Source organism: Nostoc sp. NMS7, assembly GCF_017115085.1.
Classification (GTDB): Bacteria; Cyanobacteriota; Cyanobacteriia; order Cyanobacteriales; family Nostocaceae; genus Nostoc.
The window spans coordinates 57,307-72,030 of sequence record NZ_JABXKJ010000248.1 but is presented as its reverse complement, the minus strand read 5'-3'; the positions used below and the strand labels follow the sequence as shown (position 1 = coordinate 72,030).

Annotated in this window: 11 protein-coding genes; 5 read left to right on the top strand and 6 right to left on the bottom strand. The window is 42.9% G+C overall.

Annotated elements, in window-relative coordinates:
* Positions 1–69: 69 nt before the first annotated feature.
* The 3 genes from HWQ38_RS35225 to HWQ38_RS35215 all read right to left on the bottom strand — a co-directional run bounded on the left by HWQ38_RS35225 (position 70) and on the right by HWQ38_RS35215 (position 2,986).
* Complete coding sequence (locus HWQ38_RS35225) at positions 70–861, bottom strand: PP2C family serine/threonine-protein phosphatase (RefSeq protein WP_292803492.1); 792 nt, start codon at positions 859–861, stop codon at positions 70–72.
* Between the two features lie 11 nt (positions 862–872).
* Complete coding sequence (locus tag HWQ38_RS35220) at positions 873–1,532, bottom strand: VWA domain-containing protein (RefSeq protein ID WP_292803490.1); 660 nt, start codon at positions 1,530–1,532, stop codon at positions 873–875.
* Positions 1,533–1,837: 305 nt separating this feature from the next.
* The gene (locus HWQ38_RS35215; RefSeq protein ID WP_292803487.1) at positions 1,838–2,986 is read right to left on the bottom strand and encodes an alanine--glyoxylate aminotransferase family protein; all 1,149 of its coding nucleotides are present in this window, start codon (positions 2,984–2,986) and stop codon (positions 1,838–1,840) included.
* Positions 2,987–3,182: 196 nt separating this feature from the next.
* Between HWQ38_RS35215 and HWQ38_RS35210 the strand changes: the two genes are divergently transcribed.
* Positions 3,183–3,572 (top strand): DUF1499 domain-containing protein, encoded by a 390-nt coding sequence (locus HWQ38_RS35210; RefSeq protein WP_292803484.1) that lies wholly within the window; start codon positions 3,183–3,185, stop codon positions 3,570–3,572.
* Positions 3,573–3,670: 98 nt separating this feature from the next.
* Positions 3,671–4,339 (top strand): DUF1345 domain-containing protein, encoded by a 669-nt coding sequence (locus HWQ38_RS35205; protein WP_292803481.1) that lies wholly within the window; start codon positions 3,671–3,673, stop codon positions 4,337–4,339.
* Positions 4,340–5,243: 904 nt separating this feature from the next.
* On the opposite strand, the gene HWQ38_RS35200 is transcribed toward HWQ38_RS35205, so the two are convergent.
* The 3 genes from HWQ38_RS35200 to HWQ38_RS35190 all read right to left on the bottom strand — a co-directional run bounded on the left by HWQ38_RS35200 (position 5,244) and on the right by HWQ38_RS35190 (position 10,794).
* The gene (locus HWQ38_RS35200; RefSeq protein WP_292803478.1) at positions 5,244–7,589 is read right to left on the bottom strand and encodes an ATP-dependent helicase; all 2,346 of its coding nucleotides are present in this window, start codon (positions 7,587–7,589) and stop codon (positions 5,244–5,246) included.
* A gap of 287 nt (positions 7,590–7,876) precedes the next feature.
* A complete protein-coding gene (locus tag HWQ38_RS35195; RefSeq protein WP_292803475.1) occupies positions 7,877–9,220 on the bottom strand; it encodes a pre-peptidase C-terminal domain-containing protein in 1,344 nt (447 codons plus the stop codon).
* Between the two features lie 485 nt (positions 9,221–9,705).
* Complete coding sequence (locus HWQ38_RS35190; protein ID WP_292803472.1) at positions 9,706–10,794, bottom strand: RuBisCO accumulation factor 1; 1,089 nt, start codon at positions 10,792–10,794, stop codon at positions 9,706–9,708.
* Between the two features lie 632 nt (positions 10,795–11,426).
* Between HWQ38_RS35190 and HWQ38_RS35185 the strand changes: the two genes are divergently transcribed.
* The 3 genes from HWQ38_RS35185 (at position 11,427) to HWQ38_RS35175 (ending at position 14,588) form a co-directional block, all read left to right on the top strand.
* The gene (locus tag HWQ38_RS35185) at positions 11,427–12,362 is read left to right on the top strand and encodes a response regulator (protein ID WP_292803469.1); all 936 of its coding nucleotides are present in this window, start codon (positions 11,427–11,429) and stop codon (positions 12,360–12,362) included.
* Positions 12,363–12,498: 136 nt separating this feature from the next.
* Positions 12,499–13,194, top strand: a complete 696-nt coding sequence (gene ubiE, locus HWQ38_RS35180) for a bifunctional demethylmenaquinone methyltransferase/2-methoxy-6-polyprenyl-1,4-benzoquinol methylase UbiE (RefSeq protein ID WP_292803466.1) — start codon at positions 12,499–12,501, stop codon at positions 13,192–13,194.
* A gap of 158 nt (positions 13,195–13,352) precedes the next feature.
* Positions 13,353–14,588, top strand: coding sequence for a DUF445 domain-containing protein (locus tag HWQ38_RS35175; protein WP_292803463.1), 1,236 nt, complete (start codon positions 13,353–13,355; stop codon positions 14,586–14,588).
* Positions 14,589–14,724: the final 136 nt, after the last annotated feature.

The window sequence follows — 14,724 nt, the reverse complement described above, 5'->3', positions numbered from 1 at the left end:
CAATCCGGTGTGACCCTTTGTATCCTCTTATTTTTCTTCCTATCCCCTATTTATTGAGCGGATACAATTTTACTCTCTATCAAATAAGCACAAAAGTAAGGTTTTATCATCGTCAGTGCGAGAATTTAGCCGTTCAGAGTTGAGGAATTGCATCAGATATTTATCTTCATCCTCTCCATTAACAGGTTCGTGCAAGAATTCCTCCAAAGGTTTAAAGAAAGGTGAGAAGGCTTCCCAGTCACTCAAGCGAATTGCTACTTTTTCCAGTCCATCAGTAGAAGCACAAATAAACTCTTGTTTTTCGGAAATAACCTTTACCTGCATTTCTTTTACTGCATTTGCTGAAGTGATAAAAGTTGTTTCATTAGCAAACTCACCTTTGTCTGTCTGAAACAACAGTTGATATTCTGAATCTTGGGAACGCATTCCAATAAATCCATCCCCGATTTGCATAGCTGCAAACCAGTCAGGAGTTGCCAGGAAAACCAACAATGTACAAGCTAAATCATTGACAGAATAATTTTCTTTGGCTGCTTGCTCATGTAACTTTGCAATAGCTTTTTTCACAATTGTAGCAAACAGTTTCTGAGCTTCTTCTTTGGACAGTCCTTTAGAATAACCTGGCTCTAATTCTTCTTCCTTCTGAGGAGATTCATTAATATCAGAAAAACATTTGAGTACGGTTTCTACCGCCAACTTAGCACCAACATCAGAATGTTTAGCACTGCCAGCACCATCAGCAACGGCGCCAACAATAATCACATCTTGAAAGATGCGATAATCCCCATAATCTTGACAAACTATACCCTGGTTTTCATGACTTGTTCCGATCGCAGAACGCCCAATAGCTTTCCAATTCACAAAATTTCCTCCTAACTGCTAATTTGACCCCATCCCATAGCCGGTAAAGCTACAGCTTGCCCCACTTTGCCACTAGAAACCCGTTTCATCGAAGCAGATAGCCAGACAAACAACTCACGAAAATCTAAGCCGTTTAGCATAACTGGTGGACGTTCAGGAGGAGAAATTTGTTTGAGAATATTCATATCAGCATCCTTTACACCAACTGCAAAAAATGACAGTCGGCTTTGTGCTTCTGCTTCTCTCAATCTTTGCGCGGCTGAATCCCAGGAGTCAGTTGGCGTTCCGTCTGTAATCAAAAACACCCAAGGGCGATAATAGAGAATACCGTTGTCTTTATAAGTCTGTTTCCGGTTTTCTAGAAAATCCAAAGCATACTCAATTGCCGCACCCATTGGGGTTAAACCATCTACTTCCAATATAGGGGGTGTAAATTGGTCAATCGTCACAAAGTCTTGTATCAGTTTAGCTATGGAGCCAAATGTGATCATGGCTACTTCCACACTCAGCGATGCTTGAGAATCTTTTAGTACATCTTCTTTGAAAGCAGCAAGTCCTCGATTTAACTCTTGGATAGGCTGACCTGACATAGAGGCAGAAGTATCGAGTAAGAGAATTACAGGGCAACGATTTTCTGGATTTTCAACGAATTCAGGCAATCCTACAGGCATTCGACGCTCCTAAATTAAGTCAATTGGTCTAAGAGATCAATCACTTACATTATTGGCGAAAAAATACACTTTTACAGTAGTATTTATACGTATAAATACTACTGTCTATTTGCCTGATTGAAAGCGTTTGTGTTTGTTAGCTGATAAGTAGTCGGACGGAATTACAGCAATTTTTAGGTAATTGAACCACAGATTGAGGTAAACTGAGGAGATAATATTGTTTAAACCAATGCCAGTATCTTACTCAAGGGATTTGCGTATTAAGTGCGTTACGAAGACAGTTAACGCACCTGATTACGCAAAAACTACTTAGGTAAAACTTGGCGCAGTGCTGCTAAAAGTTGGTCAACACTTTCCTTACGACTATTAAAGCCCATCAATCCCACGCGCCAGACTTTACCAGCGAGTTCGCCAAGACCGCCGCCAATTTCAATATTATGTTCATTGAGTAACTGCCGAGCGATCGCTTTCCCATCTACACCTGTTGGAATGCAGACAGTAGTAAGCGTTGGTAGTCTATACTCTTGGTCAACGTGCATACTCAATCCTAAATTCTCCAACCCTTCCCAGAGATATTCTACGTTCTTTTGATGCCGTTGCCAGGAGTTTGCTAACCCCTCTTCTGCAAGCAAACGTAATGCTTCCCGCAATGCATAGTATAAATTAATCGGTGCTGTGTGGTGATAGGTGCGTTCAGCGCCCCAATACTTGCCCAGCAACAACATATCCAAATACCAGTTTGCAACCTTTGTTTGACGCTGTTGTAATTTCTCAACTGCACGCGCACTCATCGTAAAGGGGGAAGCACCAGGCGGGCAACCCAACCCTTTTTGGCTACAACTATAGGCGAGGTCAACTCCCCAAGTATCCAAAAACACGGGGACGCCACCCAAACTCGTCACTGTATCTACCAGCAACAAGGTGCCAAATTCCTGACACAAATCAGCGACCCCTTCCAATGGTTGACGTGCGCCGGTGGAGGTTTCGGCATGAACTAGAGCTAAAATAGTTGGACGATGAGTTTTTAAAGCAGTTTGAAGTTCATTGAGGTTAAAGACTTGTCCCCAAGCTTTGCTAATGGTTCGCACATCAGCACCATAACGTCCAGCCATATCCACGAGGCGATTACCAAAGTAACCAGCTACACCAATCAAAACTACATCACCGGGTTCAACGGCATTGGCAATAGTTGCTTCCATTGCAGCTGTTCCGGTACCACTGACTGCAATGGTTAGCGGGTTTTCTGTTTGCCATACGTAACGTAGCAACGACTGAATTTCATCCATGAGTGCGAGAAAAGCTGGGTCAAGATGCCCAACGGGTGAGGTATTCATCGCCTGGAGAACTGTAGGATGGGCATTGGAGGGACCAGGCCCTAACAGCAGACGGGATGGGATTTCTAGCGGTGTAAGTTGCAAGCGCCCAGAGTCGTTGATTGAAATTGTTTGCGTCATAATCTGTCTTTGCCTAGACGATACTTATCGGATCATAAAGCGATGGCTTCGCCAACGCCAGAGGCGAACGCATCACCGATGTTTTAGTGAATCTGTCATTTGCCAGAAGATGCGAGTGCGGCAAGGTATTACACTGATTCAAACATTCAAACAAATGTGTGACAGTATACTTATTCAATTACCCAAAGAGATAATTATGGTTTTTGTTGGCAAACCACCAAATAATTTAGGTGTTAAGAACGGTAAATTAGCACTCTGCCCTAATTCGCCTAACTGCGTTTCTAGTCAGAGTGCAGATGCAACCCACAAAATTGCACCACTCAGTTTTACATCTACTCTAGAACAAGCGATTACTAATCTCAAAAAGATTATTCACTCCTTACCAAGAACCAAAATCATTACCGAAAGTAAAGATTATTTATATATAGAATTTAAAAGTGCTTTACTAGGATTTGTGGATGATGTAGAATTCTATCTAGACCGGAATGCTAAAGTTATCCAAGTACGTTCAGCCTCACGCTTAGGTGAAAGCGATTTGGGTGTCAATCGTCAACGAATAGAGACGATTAGAGGCAAGTTAAAGTAATTGATAATGACGCTCGCGGACTCGCTACCGCTACGCTAACGTAATTGAATTACGAGTTAGTTAAATCAGACTAGATAACATCTGCGATCGCAACATTTGTGAGACTTAATTTATTTAAAAACTTTGACCCTCGACCCCGACTAATTTTTGCTGTCGGACTCGCTATATTAGTTTCAGTAATCCTTCCGCATTGGCTACACTTACCGACTCGCATTCTCTGCGCTTGGAACTCTGGTGTTGACTTTTTCTTAGCCGTAACGTGGTGGAAAATGATCAAGGCTACCCCAGAAAAAATTCGTCGTTATGCTGAGAATGAATATGAAGGACATTTTGCTATATTCATGCTGGTGATCGCTGCTGCTTGTGCTAGTGTTTTAGCGATTGTGTTTTTACTAACTGATAAAAAAGGCTTGTCACCAATTCTGCTTAAGCTACATGTCATACTTTCAATTATGACCATTGTCGGTTCCTGGTTACTAGTGCATACGATGTTTGCAGTCCAATATGCACACAGTTATTACAAATACATTAATCATAATAATAGTGAAGAAATCACCGGAGGTTTAAATTTTCCTGATAATGACCATCCAGACTATTGGGAATTTTTATATTATTCTTTTGTAGTTGGCATGACTAGTCAAGTTTCAGATGTGGAGACGAGATCACGCGATATGAGGCGCTTGACTCTGTTACATAGCATATTATCCTTCTTTTTCAATACCACTATTTTAGCTATGACTATTAATATCGTTGCATCGCTGATTTAAAAATTGCTGTGAAGACGGTGCGCTTGATGTTGATTGAAATAGTGTACACACAAGTCTTTTCGTTCAGAACACAAGTACTTTCGTTCAGAACACAAGTCTTTTCGTTCACAACGCAAGTCTTTTCGTTCAGAACACAAGTCTTTTCGTTCAGAACACAAGTCTTTTCGTTCACAACGCAATAGGACTTACGCAAAAGTACACGCGGTAGGGGCAATTCATGAATTGCCCCTACCTGAAAATAAGGGTTTCGGCTATTGTTTGCGTAAGTCCTGCACAAGTCTTTTCGTTCATAACACCAGGACTAACCCTTTCAAGGTGACAAACGAAGATACGTTGTTTCAGTGCTGCCATCTTGAATCCTCGGCTCAGATTTTGGGTTTTTTGAAGGTTGAAATAACCAATCTTCGTTCCAAATTTCACCACCTTGAAACCACCTTGAAAGGACTGGTTCTAAACACAAGTAAGTCTTTTTTGAGCTTTTGAAGGAATGAAACAGCTTTGCTTTTCAAGAGGGGTTGGGGGGATTAAAAGTCTGTGGGTACATCAACCTTCAATATTTAGATGCGTTGCCCTGGTTAGTGTCTGACCAGATACCGGGAGTCGCACAGATGCCAATTACGAATTACGAATTATATCATGTCCGCTTGATTGCTTATTAAACCCGAAGAACCCCACCCCCAGCCCCTCCCCGCTTGCGGGGAGGGGCTGGGGGTGGGGTGTATTGACTGTGGTTAGCATAACTAATTATGCGGACATGATATTATTTAATGCCGCTAAGGGGCTGACAAATAAAAAAACATCCCAAATTCTCTTGTGGGATGGGTGTCCGCACTACGTGCCGCTACGCGAACACCCGTCCTATATTCAGGGCGGGCTTTCCTGCCCACCCCACAAGATGGATAATTTATTTCTTGTCAGTCCCTAAATTCATCACACATTCAGGGAATTGACGTTTTAATGCTGGAAACACCGGACAAGGCGCTTGTTCTTGTAAATTATCCGGTTTACTCCAAGTAAAGGGGGCTTTTTGCGCCGCAGACATCCACACCAGACGCTTTCCTCGTGTCATCGCAACGTAGAGTAAACGGTACTCTTCAGAGATTTTCAAGTTCTTTGCTTGTTCCCATGCTTGTGTGACATTTGGTATAGTAGATTCCCCGTGGAGAGCCGCCCGAATTTGGGCGCGGGCTACTTCTGATAAGGTAAAATCCCCTAAGAACTGCTTTTGGGGAGGAACCCAAAATCTTCCAGGAATCAAATTTTCGTGGAGAAAGGGAAGAAACACATAGTCCCAATCTAGCCCTTTAGCTTTGTGCATCGTAATAATGGTTAATTGACCGGGACGAGTGTAACGTTCTTCCGAATCCTCCGTTTCCACTGGTTCAAACCGTTCAGAACTGACGATTTCACTTAAAGCTGACAGCATTCCCCCCATCGAACTATTGCCAGCTATCTGCTGGTTAACCCGTTCTGCAAGTTTGTCAGCAGTTGCTAATTCTGCCTGGTCGTAATTTAAGGTCAAGGCGAGAAAAGAAATTAGCTGATACAGGGGCAATTCCAAGCGAGCGCGAAGTAAACTGCGACACAAGCGAGCAGCTTTTTCTACTGTTTCTGGCTGAGGTACTGCTAAAGGACCAGGATACAAAAATTCTTCTGGAAGACTAGCAAGGGCGTTGAGGTCTTGGGTAGGAATTAATTGGCGCTGTACTAATGCTTCTAGTGCGGCTTTGAGGTAATCGGGGGAGTGGGGGCGATCGCAAAATTGCAGTAATCCTAAAATTTCTTGGGGGACATGGGAACGGCGATCGCGTTCTCCCACATCGTAAAGTATAATATTATGCTCTTTGCAGACAGATGTCAGAGCCTCTGCTAACCATCGTCCTTGGCGATTTTCTCGCACTAAAATCGCGGCACTATTTTTTGTTGGATCTTCCCCAAATAATTGAATCACCCTTTGAGATAACAATTCAACCGTGTGATGAATGTCACGCGGGGTATAAAGTTCTAGTCCTCCTCCGACTGCTGCGGGGTTAGCGTTAGTTTGCGGATCATTAACTTCAACAGGGCGAATTGTCTGCAAGCGAAATGGTACTTGTCGGTTGTCTGGAGTCTGTTGTTTATTATTTCTTGTTGCTAACGACTGATTATTGATCCATTTGAGCGCAAAGTTAGCCGCTTCAATGATAATTCTAGTACTGCGACCAGCTTGATCCATCGTTGCCAATCGTTTAATGCGATCGCACTCTTCGCAAAATTGCCGAAAATAAATCGGATCGGCTGGGGTGAAAGTAGAGTTAATCGCTTGGTTAGGATCGCCGACTCTTACTAGATTGAGTGGGGAGTGAGGAGTTAGGAGTGAAAAATTATCTTCTTCATCTCCCCCATCACTTGCCAAAATTTCTAAAAGCTGCGTCTGAAGAGGGCTAGAATCTTGGGCTTCGTCTTCAAAGACGGCGAAAACTTGGTTTTGCTCAATGCGACGCGCACTGTCATTTTCTAAAACGCGCAGTGCGGCTAAAATCATATCGTCGTAGTCGATGAAGTCACGTGATCGCATTAAGTTTTGATATTGTTCATACAATCCCGCCGCGACACTCAAAATTGCATATTCATCTGTGATTTGTTTACTCCATTCCCGCAACTTCTCTGGCGATATCCCAGAACTTTTTGCTTCATGAATTACCGTATTAGCCAATTCCGGTAATACTTCTGTTCGCAGCACCGATTGACGACGCAACCTTTCTGTCTCTTCCCCGTCAAATTGATGACCTTCTAATAACCGCAAATATATTCCCGGATTATTCCCAATCCATTGCTCTACGGCTGTTCTGATAAAGCGGTTACTTTGGGTTGGTGTAATTAATGTGACATTTTCTAATTGCAAACCTGATAAATCAGAATGGCGGCTGGCAATGTTTAACGCTAGACCATGTAGAGTATAGACAAAAAAGCCCGTCTGAGGTATAGATAAATTATCTCGTAAGAATTTGCGAATCTTCGCTTTAATGTTGGCAGCAGCCGAGCGAGTAAAAGTCACAACTACCAAGTGACGGCGTAAGGATGAACGTTGATATTGACGGGCGATCGCGATCGCTGCTGCCGCCGCCATCCCAGTAGATTTACCTGCACCAGGAACCGCAGAAATAGCCAAAGGCCCAGATTCCCAGTCAGCCATTTGTTGCTGTCCAGGGCGTAGACTGTTACGGATTCCAAGAATCTTCTCTTGCAGGTTAGGAATAGGCGATTGCACTTAGATATTCCATCTGTACAAAGTGGTCGGTAGTTCTGATTTTAGGCTGAAGTTTCACGCTTGGCGGGCTTGATTCTCTACTGAAATAAGAATAGCATTATTAGCGATCGCGAGGAGTTATGTATTTTATATATACTACTTTAAATCCACTTCTACTTCCTACTTTGTCGCCATTTATATCTGTTTGCTCACTAGGGAGACACCACAACGTGTCCCCCTAGTGAGCAGGAAAAGTATCCTTGAATCTGCCTTCTGATGTCAGTACAATCTTTCAGTTGACAACCTTCTTATGCCACAGTGACTCCTAGCGTATAAGACAGATCAAGGCTAGATGTGGAGTTATTAGAGAAAATTCCGCCATCTTGAGGTAAGGAAGGATATCTACTCACTGAAATTGAGTACGTACCTGCACCCAGGAAACTGGTGATTAATGACGAATTGCCACCGCCACCATCGTCGTTACTTTGCACTAAAATCCCAGAACTATCAAACAGTCCGAGAACTGTATCTCCAGATGTTATTGTCCTGATAGTCACAGTTTCTGGATTTGCTAAAGAAAATGTAAAAAAGTCGAAATCGGGATTAGCCCCCGGTTGAACTGTTACAATCTGGGCTGAAAGATTAACCTCTGAGCCTGATGATAGGGAACCTAACCCTTCAGCGCTCCCCAGTGTGTTGTTTGTACCTTCTCCAGCATTTTCCCGCTCATAGAAAAGGAAGTCATCACTATCAAGTCTGAGATTGTTTCTCCCTTGCACAATACCGATGATTTCATCTGTCTGTCCCGGTTGCTTTGAGAATATTCGTGTGTTACCTCCAACAGCTTGCAGGCGGTAGTCCTGTGGAGCTCCTTTGAGTTGAATTCGATCTTGGCTAGAGTCGAAGTCACTAATAGTAGCGAAGTCCCCAAAACCAGGATTCGTAGTGTTGTTATCGTCGTAGAAAACATTTTCAGCGTCCCCCAGGACAAATGTATCTGCCCCAGCCCCACCATTCAAATTATCAATCTCCCCTAATCCAGGTGGAAGCAGACTACCAGGATAAACACCGATGAGGATGTCGTTTCCAGCCCCCCCATTGAGTACGTCATTGCCCGGCCCGCCCTGGAGACTATCATTGCCGTCCTCACCATTGAGGATATCATTACCAAAATTACCGTCTAGTGTGTCATCGCCTGCTCTTCCATTCAGAGTGTTGTTAACACTATTACCAAAGAGGAAGTTGTTAAGACTGTTACCTGTCCCGTTGATCGGGTTATTTCCGATCAGCTTCAAGTTCTCCAGATTGGCACCGAGTGTGTAGGTGACAAAAGACTGGACGCTATCCGTGCCGGAATTAGTAGCTTCGATAATGGTGTCCTTAAGGCTGTCAATGATGTAAGTGTCGTTGCCTACTCCCCCATTCAAGATGTCGATACCTGTGCCGCCATCAAGTGTGTCATTGCCAGTGTCACCGATTAAAAAGTCGTTTCCTGTACCACCAGCGAGCGAATCGTTACCAGCTGCACCATTCAAGCTATCGTTACCGGACGGACTATTGGCATTACCACCACTAGCCCAACCAACTATTATGTCATCTCCCGAAGTCCCATTTCTTTTGTCATTACCTATGGTGCCGTAAATAAATGCCATCTTGTTCTCTCCTTAATTTCTCACTAATGATGATATGCACAAAGCCGATTTAAGTAATTGCCCCTTTTGATGAACTCCTAGAACAAGGGAAAATTACAGGCTAGTACCGCTTTGCAGAATTCTATTTTGTTAAGAAACTAAATCGAAAAACCAGGAATTTGTTTTTGGTTGAATAATTCTGCTTATAAAATATGAAGATACCGCAAAATCTAAACTCACAAAAAAAATGCTTAATTTCTTAAGCATTTGCCTCTGATGATAAGTTAAGTAAGCGAGAATCAATCAAACTATGTTAACTAATTTTAAAAAATAGAGGTTGGCTCGTAGAAAGGGCTTCAGCCTTCAAAGCCGGGCTAAAGCCGATTACTACAAACCTTTAATTATTAACACCGTTCTACTTAATTAACGTCTGTTGAGATTATTGCTCCAGTGCGTTCTCTTAAAAGTTATTACAAAATTTAGTTGAATTTTGTAATAAATCGAATTTATTCGTCAATCTGCCAGGAATCCTTAGTTAATTCTTCATCCAGAATTTTCTTAGGACGCACAATGATAATAATTTGTCCAAGTAGAGGAACTTCCGGCTCAGTTTCAAACCACTGAAAATCTAATTCACCAGCATTTTCAACGACAAAATAGTTAGAGATATCCCATTCTCGTTGGGCGCGATCGATGACTACGACGACGGGTTCTATTCGGCTTTGGTTTTGGATGGGGAAGCGATCGCTATTGGCGATAATTACTACTGGATCTTCTGCTGCTAACAGCACTTGCCAACCTGGTAATGGTACCCAAGCTTGCTCTCCAGAAAACTTCACCATCCGAAATGGTTCAATTTCTGTAACTATGGGCACAGCTTGCAAATCTTGCCGTGACAATGGCAACTCGCCGACTACGGGAACGATTCGGGGTAATTGTTCTTCAGATTCCAGGCGGTAAAATGGTAAAATGGGAGCCGGACGCTGGGGAATGGTAGTAAAATCAGTTAGTAGCTGTTCGATTTTTGTCCTTGCAGCTGGCGTGTGAGCAAAGCGTAAACCTTTGGCGATCAGACGCGATCGCTGTTGTAAATCTGTATTTTGGCGTGCCCGTTTCCAAACTTGGTAAGCAACCGCATCCCCAGGATGGGCAGAAAAGCCTTCTGGCAAAATGCGGAAATAGGAAAACTCTTTAATGGCTTTTGCCACTTCCCGCGCCTCATCGGCATCGACTTTCTGGATAAAAATCAGTTCGGCGGCGCTAGCGCGTTCTTCTTGAGTAAGCAAACGCAATTCATATAAAATATCACTGCCGCGTGTGGCATAGTGTGATCGCGTTGCTGAGTCAGATCCAAACTTTTCCAAAGAATTGTAAACTTGAGAACCAACAACTACCTGATTTTGTTGAATTGGCTCAAATCCAGTCGCCTCAAAAATTTCTTGGGGATTGTAACCGACTTTTAGCAACGAGGCGATCGCCATTCCCCATTCTACCCAGTTGCCTTGTTTTTGCCTCAACTTTCGCAGTAATTCTTGTGCTACATCGTTGGTAGCATTTTCTTCGGGATTCTGAGCGTTGGCTGGTAGATCAGTCATAATCGGAGTGCGAGCTTCAACTTGAGAGGTTGATTAACACCTCATGAGCAAGTCCTATTCTAATCTATGAACTACCCAGACCTACTGCCTTGAGTTGATCTGTGGAAACTTATCTCGACTTTAATTTTGAGATTGCAGGCTAGCACATCTGTCATGCGTCTCAACTTCAGCCCAAACACGCAATTTTCCGTAGTTTTAGATCCTCCAACCCCCGCAAATTGGGGGCAAAAGATTCTAGTTCACCCTTTTTTAAGGGGGGTTAGGGGGGATCGAAAATCTCGGCAGTACATCGAAAAAACTCAAATAATTATCACACAAGCCTTTCACCTGAAGTTGACACCAGTGCATATCTGTGATGTATAAGTGAGCGTTGCATCCAAAGGAGGTTTGTTAACGTAGCTCATCGATGATCAAAACCGTTATAGTTACGCTAATTTAGTTGGTTTTTCTTGTAGAATTTTTTCTCTCTTCAGATATTTTAGCAGGCAAATTTCCTCTGTAGCATTCAAAATTACCGTATTTAAACGTCTAAATTAAGTCCGTAAAAACCCTTGAGAAGTTTGAGCTATTATCAAGTAAGCTTGGTATGGAATATAACAAGATAATGAATATTTAAAGGAAATGTCTATCTTATGGATAAGTCCAATCTCGAAATTGATAAACTCCAATATCAAGTGATGACTCTCGAACGACCAAAAAAGCTGAAAATCCTGGTAGTTGATGATGAGCCAGATAATCTCGATCTGCTTTATCGCACCTTTCGACGCGACTTTAATGTTTTGAAAGCTGATAGCGGGGTGAACGCCCTAGAAGTTTTAGCAGCAGAAGGAGAGGTAGCGGTGATTATCTCCGATCAACGGATGCCCGAAATGAAAGGAACTGAGTTTCTCAGCAAGACTGTACCTCAGTTTCCCGATACGGTAAGAATAATTCTCACCGGATTTACTGATATTGAAGACTTGGTAGAAGCGATTAATGCGGGACAAGTCTACAAATATATCACCAAGCCTTGGGACCCAGGGCAACTGAAGGCAGTAGTGCAAAGAGCGGCAGAAACCTACGACTTGCTCAAGCAACGCACAGAAGAATTACGCCGTGCTTATGCTCAAATGGCACTGCTGAGTGTTTTGGTACAGGTAACTCAAGCAGCTTCTAGCTTAGAGGAAACTCTTGCTCCAATTGCTCAGGCTGTGAGTCAGACTTTTGGAGCAGAAGGTTGTATCTTACAACTTACAGATGGAAATACTCTGGTTGCGACTCAAGGAACTTACAGCGATACAGGTACAATAGAGAATTGGCTATCTGAAGATCCACTCACAAGGGAAGCGATCGCCACCGGGCAAATGCAAGTTTCCTTAAATGTATTTAAAGACACTAAATTAGTTGATGCTATTCACTACCAAAATACGGGTGTGCAAGCACATTTAGTTATCCCAGTTAGCTACCATAATCAGCTTTTGGGCGTATTGTCAGTACAGTGGAAACAACCCTGCACTTTACGGGAAGATGAATTAGTGCTAATTAATTTATTAGCGCAACTGGTAGCGATCGCTCTTACTAGTCATTAGTCATTAGTCTTTTTTACTCATTAGTCAAAAACCACATACCCAATGTCCAATACCTAATGCCCAATGCCCAATACTTCTCTACGAGAGGCTGCGCCAACGACAACGCTCAGTAGAAGTGCCCAATGCCCAATACCCAATGACAAACGAAATTCAGTCCATTTTTAACCGTATTGCTCCAGTTTATGACCAGTTGAACGACTGGTTGAGTTTGGGACAGCATCGAATATGGAAGGAAATGGCAGTGAAATGGAGTGCAGCTAAATCGGGTGATACTGCATTAGATTTGTGTTGCGGTAGTGGTGATTTAGCCTTACGTTTGGCACGGCGTGTAGGAGCAACAGGACAGGTCTACGGAGTGGATTTTTCCCACAACCTACTAGAAACTGCTTCATTACGTTCCCAAAAGCAGTACCCTCAACCTGCGATCGCCTGGGTAGAAGCCGATGTCCTAAATTTACCCTTTGACGATGACCAATTTGATGCCGCAACAATGGGCTATGGTTTAAGAAATGTTAAAGATATTCCCCGCAGTCTCCAAGAGTTATACCGGGTTTTGAAGCCAGGTGCTAAAGCCGCAATTTTAGACTTTCATCGACCGAGTAATTTTCAGCTACGTACCTTTCAGCAGTGGTATCTGGAGGGTTTTGTAGTGCCAGTTGCCAATTATTTAGGCTTAAAAGAAGAATATGCTTACATCAGTCCCAGCTTAGATCGCTTTCCCATCGGGAAAGAGCAAATAGAGTTAGCGCGTCAAGTTGGTTTTGCTGTTGCCACACACTACCCCATTGTGAACGGTATGATGGGAGTGCTGGTAGTCAAGAAAAATGAGTGATGAGTCAGGAGTTATAAGTTAGAAGTTATGAATTATCAGTAGTGAGAAATTCTCATTTAAAATTTATCATTCTTAACTCTAAACTCTTGTACAGACGCGATTAATCGCGTCTCTGGTAACTCCTGACTCTAAACTCCTAACTTTTTTAATTCTTCCCTGTGGACTGGTCTCATCTTTGGCTTTATGTGTCTCCCCCGGTACTGGGTGGAATTATTGGCTATTTCACAAATGATATAGCTATCAAAATGTTGTTCCGTCCTTACCGAGCAATTTACATTGCTGGACGAAGAGTACCCTTCACCCCTGGATTGATTCCCCGCAACCAGGAACGTCTGGCTAAAAACATTTCCGATACAATCATGGGGTCACTCCTAACACCAGAAGAATTGCAAAATCTGGCGCGGCGTTTATTGCAAACAGAACGCGTGCAAGGTGCAATTCTCTGGTTGTTGCGGCTGGCGATTGAACAAATCAAAACAGATAAAAACCAAAAAACTGCCAAAATTGTGGCGGGAATTTTACGGGATTTACTAGGGGAATCTTTGCCACGGTTACTCAAGGTTTTGGCGCGACGTGAAGACTTTTTAGAAGCGCAAATCAATCAAATTTTTGACCAGATATTGCTGGAATTTCAGTTGAGTGAAGAACAAGCCACGCGGCTTGCTGATTGGTTGTTGCAAGTAGTTCTACCGCCGGATGTGCTGCGCCAAGCGATAGTTGATTTTTTGACCGATCGCACAATTCAAATTATTGATGAAGGCTTCCGCGAAAAAACCAGTGGTACTTATTGGGTAGTAGCGAATTTGTTTGGCTTACGTAATACTCTGACGCGGTTACGGACTTTTTGCTTGGATGAAAAGGAGGCTACCAATATTCGCTTGCAGGAATTGACTCAAGATTTGAAAATGCGCGATCGCATTCGGAAATTACTGCAAAATTTATCATTACAAAACCTGCCAATGGGAACGGTGCGCCAACTCCGAAAGACTACCCGCGAAAGTGTGCGCCATTACCTGCAAAACAGTGGCAGCGATTTTTTACAAGGATTAACTGATTCTGTTGATTGGGAAAATATTGCTGGAGTCCTGCTGAATCGTCTTAGTACTTCACCTGTTGTCAGTACTTCTTTAGAAGTCATGAGTCAAGAGTTGGCTCTAATTTTAGATAAGTATTTGGAAAAAGATTTAGAAGTAATTGTGGCGCAGGTGATTCCGATTTTGTCGATAGATGAAATGATAGTTGACCGTGTAAAATCAACTTCACCGGCTGATTTAGAAGCTGCAATTGAGGGAATTGTGAAAACTGAATTGCAGGCGATTGTAACTTTAGGTGGTGTTTTGGGTTTTGTTGTCGGGTTATTCCAGATAGTGTTTTTACTGTTGGTTCAACAGTAGTATGGTTAATTATTAATAAATTTTTGGTCAGTTTTCTTGATTGCTTGGATGTACTTTTAGTAGTGCCAATCCAGTATAAATCCTCAAGAAGCGATCGCCTCAGGTGCCAGGGCGATCGCTTCTCAATACTGGTAGG

What these genes read in the sequence shown, in the direction of transcription:
- HWQ38_RS35220 (WP_292803490.1), bottom strand. Translation starts at nt 1,532, where the DNA reads ATGCCTGTAGGATTGCCTGAATTCGTTGAAAATCCAGAAAATCGTTGC.
- HWQ38_RS35215 (WP_292803487.1), bottom strand. Translation starts at nt 2,986, where the DNA reads ATGACGCAAACAATTTCAATCAACGACTCTGGGCGCTTGCAACTTACA.
- HWQ38_RS35210 (WP_292803484.1), top strand. Translation starts at nt 3,183, where the DNA reads ATGGTTTTTGTTGGCAAACCACCAAATAATTTAGGTGTTAAGAACGGT.
- HWQ38_RS35195 (WP_292803475.1), bottom strand. Translation starts at nt 9,220, where the DNA reads ATGGCATTTATTTACGGCACCATAGGTAATGACAAAAGAAATGGGACT.
- HWQ38_RS35190 (WP_292803472.1), bottom strand. Translation starts at nt 10,794, where the DNA reads ATGACTGATCTACCAGCCAACGCTCAGAATCCCGAAGAAAATGCTACC.
- HWQ38_RS35185 (WP_292803469.1), top strand. Translation starts at nt 11,427, where the DNA reads ATGGATAAGTCCAATCTCGAAATTGATAAACTCCAATATCAAGTGATG.
- ubiE (WP_292803466.1), top strand. Translation starts at nt 12,499, where the DNA reads ATGACAAACGAAATTCAGTCCATTTTTAACCGTATTGCTCCAGTTTAT.